The sequence below is a fragment of the Actinomadura keratinilytica genome, assembly GCF_039539665.1.
GTDB classification, from domain to species: domain Bacteria; phylum Actinomycetota; class Actinomycetes; order Streptosporangiales; family Streptosporangiaceae; genus Spirillospora; species Spirillospora keratinilytica.
In genome coordinates, this window is sequence record NZ_BAABDO010000041.1 from 35,405 (window position 1) to 47,814 (window position 12,410).

The following is a 12,410-nucleotide window of genomic DNA, read 5'->3' on the forward strand; positions in this document are numbered from 1 at the left end:
CCTGTGAGCCGCCTGGCCCTGTGAGCCGTCCGCCCCGGGCCCGCTAGCCCTGCTCGGCCCCGGCCAGCTCCCAGCGGATCTCGGGCTGGCCCGCGTCGGCGAGGGCCTTGTTGACGGCGCTGAACGGCTTGGTGCCGAAGAACTTCTTGGCGCTGAGCGGGCTGGGGTGCGCCGACTCCAGGACGACGTGGTGCGCGCCCGTGACGAGCGGCGCCTTCTTGCGCGCGTACCCGCCCCACAGCACGAACACCACCCGGTCGGTCTTGTCGTTCAGCGCGCGGATGGCGGCGTCGGTGAACTGCTCCCAGCCCTTGCCCGCATGCGAGCCCGCCTGCCCCTCGCGCACCGTCAGCACCGCGTTGAGCAGCAGGACGCCCTGGTCGGCCCACGGGGTCAGGTCGCCGGACTTGGCGACCGGCACGCCCAGGTCGGCGGCCAGCTCCTTGAAGATGTTGCGCAGCGACGGAGGCAGCCGCACGCCCTCGCGGACGCTGAAGCTCAGCCCGTGCGCCTGCCCCGGCCCGTGGTAGGGGTCCTGGCCGAGGATCAGCACCCGCGCCCGGTCGTAGGGGCAGTGCCGGAACGCGTTGAACAGGTCCTCCCGGGGCGGGTACACGGTGCCCGACGCGTACTCCTGCTCCACGAAGGCGCCGAGCCCGGCCATGACCTCCGGGTCCACCAGCGGGTCGAGTCGGCTCCGCCAGTCGTCGGGCAGCAGCTCCATCAGGTCGAGCGACATCCACGCCTCCGTTCAGGGGGAAGTTGCGTCACGCGCACGCGGACCGCGTGCGGGCCGGCGCGCCGTCGTCCGGCGCATCCGCCTGCACGCACACTAGCCGCGCGCACTGACACACCGGGGGCGAATCACCGGCGGCGACCGGAGCGATCCCTAAGATGAGGCCATATGCCCGACACCCCCCGTCGACGGCGCCTGGTGGCCTGCGCCGTCCTCGTCCTGCTCTGTCTCACGGGGACCGCGGGGGGCTGCGGCCGCTCGTCCGGCCCCAGGACGCTCACCGTGCTGGCCGCCTCGTCGCTGACCGAGGTCCTCGGCGAGCTCGTCACCGCCTATACCCAGACGCACCGGGACGTGCGGCTGGAGACGGTCTTCGGCGGCTCCCAGGAGATGGCCGCGCGGCTGGAGGACCGCGACACCGGCGACGTGCTGATCACCGCGGACGAGACGGCGATGGACCAGGCCGCCGCCGATCTCGTCGGGCCCCGCCGCGTCGTCGCGCACAACTCGATGACGATCGCGGTCGCGCCCGGCAACCCCCGGCGCATCCGCGGCCTGTCCAGCCTGACCCGGCGCGGCCTGCGGATCGCGGTCGCCGCGGAGTCCGTCCCGGCCGGCCGGTACGCGCGCCAGATGCTGGCCCGCGCGAACCTGACCGTGCGGTGGAGCTCCGAGGAGATCAACGTGCGGGCCGTGCTGGACCGGGTCCGCACGGGCGAGGCGGACGCCGGGCTGGTCTACATCACCGACCTGCGGTCGGCGGGCATCGCCACCAGCAGTGTGCCGATCCCCGCCGAGCAGAACGTCACCGCCGCCTACCCGGCCTCCGCGGTCAAGGACAGCGCGCACCCTCAGGACGCGGCCGACTTCGTCGACTGGCTCACCACCCCCACCGCCCGCGCGCTGTTCCACAAGCACGGCTTCGTGCTGCCGAAGACGTCGCAGGGCTAGCAGGGGCTAGCAGGCGGCGGTCCAGGAGCATTCGCGGCCCGTCTGCGGGGCGGCCGTGCGGGCGGCGCGCGACAGGAGCGGCCCGCCCGCGAGCCGGATCGCGATCCTGTCCTCGATGTCCTTGGGCGCGGACCGGGCACGGTAGCCGTTGAGGACGATCGAGAAGACCAGGGGGCGCCCGCCGCGCCCCCTCACATAGCCCGACAGCGCGGTGACGCCGGTGAGGGTGCCGGTCTTGGCGCGGACGTTCCCCGCCGCGGGGCTGTGCCTCATCCGGGACGCCAGCGTGCCGCCCACCCACGGGTGGGGGTGCCCGGCCACCGGCAGGGAGCGGGCGAACGCGGGGAACCACGGCTCGCCGCGCACCCGCAGCAGCAGTTCGGTCAGCTGCCGCGGCGTCGTCCGGTTCGCGCGCGACAGACCGGAGCCGTCGGCGAGCGTCAGGCGCGAGGCGTCCACGCCGAGGCGGCCCAGTCGGCGGCGCGTCACCGACAGGCCCGCGGGCCAGCTCCCGACGCCCTTCCTCTCGCGGCCCATCGCCTTGACCAGGATCTCGGCGATGGTGTTGTTGCTCAGCTTCATGTAGGGGACGGCCAGCCTCGCCAGCGGCACGGAGCTGCGGACGGCCACCGGCCTGGCGTCGGCGGGCGTGCGGCCGCGCACGGTGGCGCCGTCCACGCGCACGCCGTGGGCGCGGAGCGCGGCGCGGAAGACGGCCGCCGCGTACAGGGCGGGTTCGTGGACGCTGCGCAGCCGCCGCAGCGCGGGCCCGCCCGCCGGATACCGGCCGGTGACGCGGATGACGGTGGTGCCGCGCGGCCTGGTGACCGACAGCGTGGACCGCGTCCCGGGCCTGCCGGTCCTGGCCCGGTTGTCGACGGTGAGGTAGCGGGTCGGCGGCCGCAGCGCGACGCGCACGGGCGCACCCGGACGCGTCGCGGCGACGTCCACCCGCACCGCCCCGGCGTGCAGGTCCCGGTCCGGGGACAGCGTCAGCGCCGACACCTGGGCGGCGTAGGCGTACTGCTCGTCGTCGGCCTCCCAGCCGTCCCCCAGCCGCCGGTCGTCGAAGTGGGTGTCGTCGGCGACGAGCCTGCCCTCCACGCGCCGGATCCCCGCCGCGGCCACCGCCCCGGCCAGGCGGCGGTAGTCGCGCGGGAGCAGCGTCGGGTCGCCGGTGCCCTTCAGGTACAGGTCGCCGTGCACCCGCCCGCCGCTGCGGGGCCCGGACGCGACGGTCGTGCGGAACCGGTACCGGGGGCCCAGCGCATCCAACGCGGCCGCGAGGGTCTGCAGCTTCTGGTTGGACGCGGGCACCAGCGGCCTGTCGGCGCCCCGCTCGTACAGGGTCCGGCCCGTCCGCGCGTCGCGCACCGCGACGCCGACCCCGGCGCCCGCCAGGCGCGGGTCGGCGAGGATGGCGTCGATGTCGCCCCCGAGGCCGTGCGGGCCGGCCGCGACGGCACCGGCCGCCGGTGTGGCGGCGGCGGTGACGGCCGCCACGGCAGCCGCCGCGGCGGCGAACGGAACGCTACGCATGGCGAAAGCCTAGCGACGCAACGTCACTCCAGCGCGGAAGGCAGGCGCCCGTTCTCGCACATCGCCACGCAGTCGTCGTGGCTTCTGAGCACGTCCAGGACGGCGGGGTGCGGCGCGGCGTACACGGTGCGGTAGTCCTCCTCGCCCAGCGCCGGGTCGGGGCGGAAGGCCAGGGCGTCCTCGTCGGCGGAGAACCGCACGTCGATGCCCGGCTTGTTGCCGCGCGGGTCGAGCCGCACCCACCGGTCGTCGATCAGCGCGGCGGCCAGCCCGTGCACGACGAACCCGTCGCCGTCCCGCAGCCGCTGGTAGCACAGCCCCGCCTGGACGCCGCCCGCCCGCAGCAGCGCCACGAACGCGTGCGCCTTGGCGTAGCACAGGCCGGTGCCCTCGCTCAGCACGTCCGACGCGCGCCAGGTGACGCGGCGGTCGCCCGCGTCCATGGAGTGGGTCACCCGGTCGCGGACGTACTCGAACGCGCCGTGCGCGTAGGCGACGTCGTCGCCGGTGCGCAGCTCGGACGCGACCTGCTGCACGACCGGATGCTCGTGGTCGATCACCTCGTCCGCGGCGAGGTAGTCCCAGGGCTCCCCGGCGAAGCGCATCACAGCCCGAGCAGCGACTCGATGCCCACGGTGAGCCGGTCGGGCAGCCCCGCGACCGAGCGGACGCCCAGCAGCACGCCCGGCATGAACGACTCGCGGTTCATCGAGTCGTGCCGGACGGTGAGCACCTCGCCGTGCCCGCCGAGCAGCACCTCCTGGTGCGCGATCAGGCCGGACAGGCGGACGGCGTGCACCCGCACCCCGTCGACGTCGGCGCCCCGCGCGCCCGTCAGCTCGGCGGTGGTGGCGTCCGGCGAGGGGCCCGTGCCCGCCTCGCCGCGCGCCGCCGCGACCAGCTCGGCGGTGCGGTGCGCGGTGCCGCTCGGCGCGTCCGCCTTGTTCGGGTGGTGCAGCTCGATGATCTCGACGGACTCGAAGAACGGGGCGGCCTTCTGCGCGAAGTGCATCATCAGCACGGCGCCGATGCCGAAATTGGGGGCGATGAGCACGTTGCCCTTGCCGTGCGCCGCCAGCCAGGACCGCACGGTGTCCAGCCGGGACGCGTCGAACCCGGTGGTGCCGACCACCACGTGCAGGCCGTGCTCGACGCACCAGCGCACGTTGTCCATGACCGCATCGGGATGGGTGAAGTCGACCGCGACGTCGGCGGCGGCGAGCGGGTCGCGCGCGTCGTCCTGGTCGACGGCGGCCACCAGCTCCATGTCGTCCGCGCCCTGCACGGCCCGGCACACCTCGGCGCCCATGCGCCCGCGCGCGCCCAGCACCCCGACTTTGATCACGTTCTCCTCCTGTTCGGACCGGTCACCGAGCCTATCCCAGCCCCAGCTCAGAGGGTGAAATCGCGGTCGCCGAACGGGCCGATGACGGTGAGGGCCTGCGGCCCGGCCAGCACGTCCCGGGCCACCTCGCGCACGTCGTCGGGGGTGACCGCGTCGATGCGGGCCAGCACCTCGTCGACGGCCAGCAGCGACTCGTACACCAGCTCGCTCTTGGCGATGCGGCTCATCCGCGAACCGGTGTCCTCCAGGCCCAGCACCATGCCGCCGCGCAGCTGCCCCTTGCCGCGCGCCAGCTCCTCGTCGGTCAGCCCGCGCTCGGCCACCGCCGCGACCTGGTCCCGGCAGATGGACAGCACCTCGTCGACCTTGCCGGGCTGGCAGCCGGCGTACACGCCGAACACGCCGCTGTCGGCGTACTGGGAGGTGTAGCTGTACACCGAGTACGCCAGGCCGCGCTTCTCCCGGACCTCCTGGAACAGCCGCGACGACATCCCGCCGCCCAGCGCCGCGTTCAGCACCCCCAGCGCGAACCGGCGGTCGTCGCCGCGGGCGACGCCGACGCCGCCGAGCACCAGGTGGGCCTGCTCGGTGTCCTTGTCCAGCACGCGGACCGACGGGGACACCGGGACCGGCTCGCCGCCCAGCCGGGGCGGGCTGGGCAGGGCGTCGCCGGTCAGCCGGTCGGCGTAGGCCTCCTGCACCAGCCGGACGACCTCGTCGTGGTCGACCCGGCCCGCCACCGCCACCACCAGGTTCGGCGGGACGTAGCGCTCGCGGTAGTAGCCGTGGATGCGGTCCCGGGTCAGCGCGTTGATCGACTCGACCGTGCCCAGGATGGGGCGGCCCAGCGGCCCGTCCCCGTACAGCGCGGCGGCGAACTCGTCGTGGATCAGGTCGCCGGGGTCGTCGTCGCGCATGTGGATCTCTTCGAGGATCACGCCGCGCTCGGCCTCCACGTCCTCGGGCCGGTTCAGCGAGGACGCCACCATGTCGCACACCACGTCGGCGGCCAGCGGCAGGTCGGAGTCCAGCACCCGCGCGTAGTAGCAGGTGTACTCCTTGGCGGTGAAGGCGTTCAGGTCGCCGCCGACCGCCTCGACCGCGGCGGAGATCTCCAGCGCCGACCGCCGCTCGGTGCCCTTGAACAGCACGTGCTCCAGGTAGTGGCTGGCGCCCGCGTCGGCGGGGGCCTCGTCGCGGGAGCCGACGGCCGCCCAGATGCCGAACGCCGCCGACCGCACCGTCGGCATCGACTCGGTCACCACGCGCAGACCGCCGGGCAGCACCGTCCGCTTGACCGGACCGGAACCGTCGCTGCCGGGGTGGATGGTATGGGTCGTTCCGGGCTCCTGCGCCCTCGCCGCCAGGGTCACGTCGTCGCTCGCATTCACTCGGGGCGGACGATCCGGCGCCTCACGCCGGGTCCAAACGGGCCGACCGGCCGAACCCCAAGCCTATGGGGCGGGCCGGTCGGTCATGACTTCCAGCGGGGGAAGTCCCCCGTACGGTCAGGTGTTGCGCTGGGCCGCGTCGTCGCCTCCACCGCGGCGGGTGCGACGCCGGCGCGGACGCCGCCGCTCGCCGCCCTCGGACTGGGCCGGGCCGCCGTCCGCGGCGGACTCGGCGTCCTCGGCCGCGGCGGCGTCGCCGTACCCGCCGCGGTCCGCGGCCTGCTCGCGCTCGGCGGCCTCGCGCTCGACGACCTCCACCGGCACCAGCGACAGCTTGCCGCGCTGGTCGATCTCGGTCACCTCGACCTGGATCTTCTCGCCGACCTTGATGACGTCCTCGACGTTCTCGATCCGGGCGCCGCCGTGCAGCTTGCGGATCTGCGAGACGTGCAGCAGGCCGTCCTTGCCGGGCAGCAGCGACACGAACGCGCCGAACGCGGTGATCTTGACGACGGTGCCCAGGTACCGCTCGCCCACCTCGGGCATGTGCGGGTTGGCGATCGCGTTGATCGCCTGCCGGGCGGCCTCGGCGGACGGGCCGTCGGTGGCGCCGACGTAGATCGTGCCGTCGTCCTCGATGGTGATGTCGGCGCCGGTGTCGTCCTGGATCGAGTTGATCATCTTGCCCTTGGGGCCGATCACCTCGCCGATCTTGTCGACCGGGACCTTGATGGTGATGATCCGCGGCGCATTCGGGCTCAGCTCCGCGGGCTCCTCGATCGCCTCGGCCATCACGTCCAGGATCGCCAGCCGCGCGCCCCGGGCCTGGCGCAGCGCCGCGGCCAGCACCTGGGCGGGGATGCCGTCCAGCTTGGTGTCCAGCTGCAGCGCGGTGATCAGATCGCGGGTGCCGGCGACCTTGAAGTCCATGTCGCCGAAGGCGTCCTCGGCGCCGAGGATGTCGGTCAGCGTGACGTACTCGCCGCCCTCGTGGATCAGGCCCATCGCGATGCCGGCCACCATCGCCTTGAGCGGCACGCCCGCGTCCAGCAGCGACATGGTGGACGCGCACACCGAGCCCATCGAGGTGGAGCCGTTGGAGCCGATCGCCTCCGACACCTGCCGGATCGCGTACGGGAACTCCTCGCGGCTGGGCAGCACCGGGATCAGCGCGCGCTCGGCCAGCGCGCCGTGCCCGATCTCGCGGCGCTTGGGCGAACCGACCCGGCCGGTCTCCCCGGTGGAGTAGGGCGGGAAGTTGTAGTGGTGCATGTAGCGCTTGGTGCGCTCGGGGTTGAGCGTGTCGATCGTCTGCTCCATGCGCAGCATGTTCAGCGTCGTCACGCCCAGGATCTGGGTCTCGCCGCGCTCGAACAGCGCCGAGCCGTGCACCCGCGGGATCACGTGCGCCTCGGCCGCCAGGCTGCGGATGTCCTTGACGCCGCGGCCGTCGATGCGCACCCCGTCGCGGATGATCCGCTCGCGCACCAGCCGCTTGGTCACGGCGCGGAACGCGGCGGGGATCTCCTTCTCCCGGCCCTCGAAGTCGGGGGCCAGCTTCTCCAGCGCGGACGTCTTGATCTCGTCCAGCCGGTTCTCGCGGGTCTGCTTGTCGGCGATCGTCAGCGCCTCGGCCAGCTCGGCGGCCACGGTGGCGTTGACCGCCTCCAGCACGTCGTCCTGGTAGTCGGGGAACAGCGGGTACTCGGCGACGGGCTTGGCGGCCTTGGCGGCCAGCTCGGACTGCGCCTTGCACAGCGCGGCGATGAACGGCTTGGCGGCCTCCAGGCCCTCGGCCACCGTCTCCTCGGTGGGGGCCACGGCGCCCTCGGCCACCAGGGCCAGGGTGTCGCGGGTGGACTCGGCCTCCACCATCATGATCGCGACGTCGCCGTCCTCCAGCACCCGGCCGGCCACCACCATGTCGAAGGTGGCCCGCTCCAGCTCGGGGTGGGTGGGGAAGCCGACCCAGCGGCCGTCGATCAGCGCCACGCGCACGCCGCCGATCGGGCCGGAGAACGGCAGCCCGGCCAGCTGGGTGGACAGCGACGCGGCGTTGATCGCGACCACGTCGTACAGGTGGTCGGGGTGCAGCGCCAGGACCGTCGCGACGATCTGGATCTCGTTGCGCAGCCCCTTGACGAACGAGGGGCGCAGCGGCCGGTCGATCAGCCGGCAGGTGAGGATGGCGTCCTCGGACGGGCGGCCCTCGCGGCGGAAGAACGAGCCGGGGATGCGCCCGGCGGCGTACATCCGCTCCTCGACGTCCACCGTCAGCGGGAAGAAGTCCAGGCTCTCCTTCGGCTTCTTGGACGCGGTGGTCGCCGACAGCACCATCGTCTCGTCGTCGAGGTAGGCGACGGCCGAGCCGGCGGCCTGGCGGGCCAGCCGGCCGGTCTCGAACCGGACGACGCGGGTGCCGAGCGGACCGTTGTCGATCACGGCCGCGGAGCTGTGCGCCCCTTCCATGCGCGCGCCCTGGCTCACGGGAATCTCGGTCACGGGAATCTCCTTGGTTTCTCGTGCGCCCTCGCGGCCCGGTTCCCGTGGATGTCGCGCTGTGCCGGTCTTCGATCGAAGCGCCCGGATCTCCCACGTTCTCGCGCGCCGCCACCCGTCTCCGGCGGAGGCATGATCCGGGAGCCACTACCGAGGACCGGCCCGCACCAGGGGGAAGTCCGCGAGGCTCTCTTCTGTCTTCAGTTGTCCGGCCCCGGGCGGTTCACACCCGCCGGGGGCGAATAGTCGGAGGGAGCGGCCCCGAGCGAGCCGCTCCCCCCACCGTCCTAACGGCGCAGACCGAGGCGCTCGATCAGCCGCCGGTAGCGGTTGATGTCCTTGTTCTGCAGGTACTTCAGGAGCCGGCGACGCTGGCCGACCAGCAGCAGCAGGCCGCGGCGGCTGTGGTGGTCGTGCTTGTGCTCCTTGAGGTGCTCGGTCAGGTCGTTGATCCGCCTGGTCAGCAGCGCGACCTGGACCTCCGGGGATCCGGTGTCACCCTCAGTGGTCGCGAACTCGGCGATGATCTTCTGCTTGGTAGCGGTGTCGAGCGGCACGTGGCTCCTTCAATGAGATCGTCATCCGCAGATCCCGCGCCCCGCCGGGCGTCCGGGTCCGCATGATGCGTTCAGGAATAAAGGGGGCGAGCCGCATGAGGGTGCAGCCCACCGGCCGGTATGGTTCCGGCGACTCTTCACCGTACCATGCCCGGCTTGTGCACCGACCTCCGCCCCTTGACGGATGGTGATCGCCCCGCTTCGCCCCGTACGGCCCTCGCAGGGCCCGGACGGCCCCTGCGCGGCGCCGCGGACCGCGCGGCCGCCGGGGCTACGTCGCGTCCGCGGTGATCTCGCGGGTGCGCTCCGCGTCCCGGTGCATCTGCTCGATCAGCGCCTCGACCGAGTCGAACTTCAGCGTGTCGCGCAGGCGGGCCTGGAAGTCCACGGCCATGTGCTCGCCGTACAGGTCCAGGTCGTCGCGGTCGAGCGCGTACGCCTCCACGGTGCGCTCGCCGCCGCCCTCGAACGTGGGGTTGGTGCCGATGGAGATCGCGGCGGGCCAGCGGAAGTCCGGATACCGGTCGGAGTCGCCCACCAGCCACCCGGCGTAGACGCCGTCGCTGGGGATCGCGGTGTGCGGCTGGGTCTCCAGGTTGGCGGTGGGGAAGCCCAGCGCGCGGCCGCGCATGTGCCCGCGCACCACCACGCCCTCCACGCGGTGCGGGCGGCCCAGCGCGTGCGCGGCGCCCTCGACGTCGCCCTGCTCCAGCCGGGCGCGGATGGAGGTGGAGGAGATCGTGTCGCCGTCGGCCACCAGCGGCATGCCCTCGGCGGTGAAGTCGTACTTCTCCCCCAGCTCGCGCAGCAGCGCCACGTCGCCCTTGGCCTTGTGGCCGAACCGGAAGTCCTCGCCGACGATCACGTGCGCCGCGTGCAGCCGGTCCACCAGCACCGACTGGACGAACTCGTCCGGCGGCACCTTCGACAGCTCCAGCGTGAACGGCACCACGACCACCGCGTCGGTGCCGAGGCCCTCCAGCAGGCCGATGCGGCGCGCGGTGGACGCCAGCAGCGGCGGATGGGTGCCGGGGCGGACCACCTCGTCGGGGTGCGGATCGAAAGTGATCACCACCGACCGCAGCCCGCGCTCGCGGGCCAGCTCGGCGGCCCGGCCCACGATCCGCTGGTGCCCCCGGTGGACGCCGTCGAACACGCCGATGGTGACGACCGACCTGCCCCAGTCGGCGGGAACCTCGTCGAGGCCATGCCAGCGCCGCACCATGCACTCCCCTGCGTCGGAACCTGCCTGCCCGGTCTTCCCTGTCGCATCACAGACTGCCATGCGCCGCCCCGCCGCACGACCGAGGGGGCCGCCTCATGACGCGAAACCCGCCGGACCGCGACGAAGTTTACTCGGAGGCAACAAAGGCGGACGCACCGCTAGGGGGCGAACACGGCCAGCGGCTTGGCGACCCTGCCCTGCTCCTCCATCAGCGCCAGCAGCGTCCCGTCGGGCGCGAACACCCCGACCGGCCCCGGCCCCAGGCCCGCCGCGGGCAGCCGCCCGCCGTGCACGACCTTGCGCGCCTCGTCGGCCGACACCTCCCGGCGCGGGAACGCGGCCGCCACCGCCTCGGCCATCGGCATGACCTCCAGCTTCTCGGCGAGCTGGTCCAGGGTGCGGGCCATGGCCAGGTCGTAGGGGCCGACGCGGGTGCGGCGCAGCGCGGTCAGATGGCCGCCGCAGCCGAGCGCGGCGCCCAGATCGCGGGCCAGCGCCCGGATGTAGGTGCCGGACGAGCAGGTGACCGACGCGTCCACGTCCACCAGGTCGCCGTGGCGGCGCACGGCGGTGACGGTGAACGCGTGCACCGTCACCGGACGGGCCGCCAGCGCCACCTGCCTGCCCTCGCGGGCCATCCGGTAGGCGCGCTTGCCGTCCACCTTGATGGCGCTGACCTGCGGCGGCACCTGGCTGATCGGCCCGGTGAGCGCCGCCACCCCGGCGTGCAGGGCCTCGTCGGTGACGCCCGCGGCCGAGGCGGTGGCGGTGATCTCGCCCTCGGCGTCGTCGGTGTTGGTGGTCTGGCCGAGCCGGATCGTGGCGTCGTAGGCCTTCTCCGTCAGGGCCAGATGCCCCAGCAGCCGGGTCGCCGCGCCCACCCCGACCACCAGCACGCCGGTGGCCATCGGGTCGAGGGTGCCGGCGTGCCCGACCCGCCGGGTGCCGGCCAGCCGCCGCATGCGGCCGACCACGTCGTGGCTGGTCCAGTCGGCGGGCTTGTCGACGACGACCAGCCCCGAGATCCGCGTGCGGTCGCTCACCCCGTCCCCCCGTGGTCGCGCTGGTCGCCGGGGCCGCGCAGCACGGCGCGCAGCCGGTCGATGGTGTCGGCGGGCTCGCCGGTGGCGGTGAACGCCGCGGCGGTGCGGTGCCCGCCGCCGCCGAGCTCGCCGCACGCGCCGCCCACGTCGACCCGGCCCCGGGACCGGGTGGAGACGTACCAGTCGCCGTCGTCGGTCTGCTTGCACACCACCGCGACCTCGGCGTCGTCGGCCCGCCGCAGCTGGTCGATGACGCCTTCGAGCTGGTCGTAGGGCACGCCGCGGTCGGTCCGGTCGTCCCGGCTGATCGCCGTCCACAGCAGGCCCAGGCCGCCCGCGGCGTCGCGGTCCAGCCGGGCCCGGCCGAGGGCGCCCGCCAGCACCTGCAGGTAGCCGAACGACGCGCGGTCCCACAGCTCGCGGCTCACCTCGTCGGGGCGCACCCCCGCCTCCAGCAGCCGCGCCGCCATCGCGTGCACGGCGGGCGTGGTGCACCGGTACCGGAACGAGCCGGTGTCGCTGGCCAGCCCCGCGTACAGGCCGAGGGCGATGTCGCGGGTGAGCGGGACGCGCAGCAGCCGGATCAGCTCGTCCACCAGCATGGCGGTGGCCGCCGCCTCGGGGTCCACCAGCCGGACCTGCTCGGGCCCGCGGACGCCGAACCCGCCGCCGGACGCGTGGTGGTCCAGGACGATCAGCGTGGCGGCGGCGCGCACCCGGGGCGCCAGCGATCCCAGCCGGTCCGCCGCCGCGGTGTCCAGCGCGATCATCAGCTGCGGGGCGGCGGGCATCCGCCACGGCTCGACCAGCAGGTCCTGGCCGGGCAGGAAGCGCAGGCTCGTCGGGACGGTGAACGGCTCGCCGAACGAGGCCAGCACCCGCTTGCCCAGGGACCGCAGCGCCAGCGCCAGCGCCAGCATCGAACCCAGCGCGTCCCCGTCGGGGGTCACATGGCAGGCCAGGCAGATCTCGTCGGCCTTGCCGATCAGTTCGACCGCGCGGTCCCAGTCGGGGCCGGACCAGCGGGCCGGCGCGTCGCCGCGGCCGTGCTCTGCGCGGCCGTGCTCGCGGCCGTGTTCACTCCGGCCGGGCTCGCCGCCGCCCGGCCGCGCGCACGGCGCGGC

General features: G+C 74.0%; 11 protein-coding genes. 1 reads left to right on the forward strand and 10 read right to left on the reverse strand.

The window, feature by feature from the left end:
• Window positions 1–43 precede the first annotated feature (43 nt).
• Window positions 44–739: a uracil-DNA glycosylase gene (locus tag ABD879_RS15560; protein ID WP_345022025.1), complete on the reverse strand. Its 696-nt coding sequence runs from the start codon at window positions 737–739 to the stop codon at window positions 44–46.
• A 165-nt stretch (window positions 740–904) separates the two neighbouring features.
• On the opposite strand from ABD879_RS15560, the gene modA reads away from it, so the two are divergent.
• A complete protein-coding gene (gene modA / locus ABD879_RS15565; protein WP_345022027.1) occupies window positions 905–1,687 on the forward strand; it encodes a molybdate ABC transporter substrate-binding protein in 783 nt (260 codons plus the stop codon).
• 6 nt (window positions 1,688–1,693) lie between these two features.
• On the opposite strand, the gene dacB is transcribed toward modA, so the two are convergent.
• From dacB to ABD879_RS15610, 9 genes are all read right to left on the reverse strand, one after another.
• The gene (gene dacB, locus ABD879_RS15570; protein ID WP_345022029.1) at window positions 1,694–3,226 is read right to left on the reverse strand and encodes a D-alanyl-D-alanine carboxypeptidase/D-alanyl-D-alanine endopeptidase; all 1,533 of its coding nucleotides are present in this window, start codon (window positions 3,224–3,226) and stop codon (window positions 1,694–1,696) included.
• A gap of 23 nt (window positions 3,227–3,249) precedes the next feature.
• The gene (locus tag ABD879_RS15575; protein ID WP_345022041.1) at window positions 3,250–3,831 is read right to left on the reverse strand and encodes a transglutaminase-like domain-containing protein; all 582 of its coding nucleotides are present in this window, start codon (window positions 3,829–3,831) and stop codon (window positions 3,250–3,252) included.
• Window positions 3,831–4,571 carry a 4-hydroxy-tetrahydrodipicolinate reductase gene (gene dapB / locus ABD879_RS15580; RefSeq protein ID WP_345022031.1) on the reverse strand — a complete coding sequence of 247 codons (741 nt, stop codon included), beginning with the start codon at window positions 4,569–4,571 and terminating at the stop codon, window positions 3,831–3,833. Before dapB ends, ABD879_RS15575 begins: the two co-directional genes overlap by 1 nt.
• A 47-nt stretch (window positions 4,572–4,618) precedes the next feature.
• Window positions 4,619–5,944, reverse strand: coding sequence for a M16 family metallopeptidase (locus ABD879_RS15585; protein WP_345022043.1), 1,326 nt, complete (start codon window positions 5,942–5,944; stop codon window positions 4,619–4,621).
• Between the two features lie 135 nt (window positions 5,945–6,079).
• Window positions 6,080–8,431, reverse strand: a complete 2,352-nt coding sequence (locus ABD879_RS15590; protein WP_345022045.1) for a polyribonucleotide nucleotidyltransferase — start codon at window positions 8,429–8,431, stop codon at window positions 6,080–6,082.
• A 317-nt stretch (window positions 8,432–8,748) separates the two neighbouring features.
• On the reverse strand, window positions 8,749–9,018 hold the full coding sequence (gene rpsO, locus ABD879_RS15595) for a 30S ribosomal protein S15 (RefSeq protein ID WP_345022033.1): 270 nt from the start codon (window positions 9,016–9,018) through the stop codon (window positions 8,749–8,751).
• A gap of 271 nt (window positions 9,019–9,289) precedes the next feature.
• The gene (locus ABD879_RS15600; protein WP_345022035.1) at window positions 9,290–10,240 is read right to left on the reverse strand and encodes a bifunctional riboflavin kinase/FAD synthetase; all 951 of its coding nucleotides are present in this window, start codon (window positions 10,238–10,240) and stop codon (window positions 9,290–9,292) included.
• Between the two features lie 161 nt (window positions 10,241–10,401).
• On the reverse strand, window positions 10,402–11,286 hold the full coding sequence (gene truB, locus ABD879_RS15605; RefSeq protein ID WP_345022037.1) for a tRNA pseudouridine(55) synthase TruB: 885 nt from the start codon (window positions 11,284–11,286) through the stop codon (window positions 10,402–10,404).
• Window positions 11,283–12,410 (reverse strand): DHH family phosphoesterase (locus ABD879_RS15610; protein ID WP_345022039.1); only part of this gene is annotated, 1,128 nt, incomplete at its 5' end. The genes truB and ABD879_RS15610, both read right to left, overlap by 4 nt.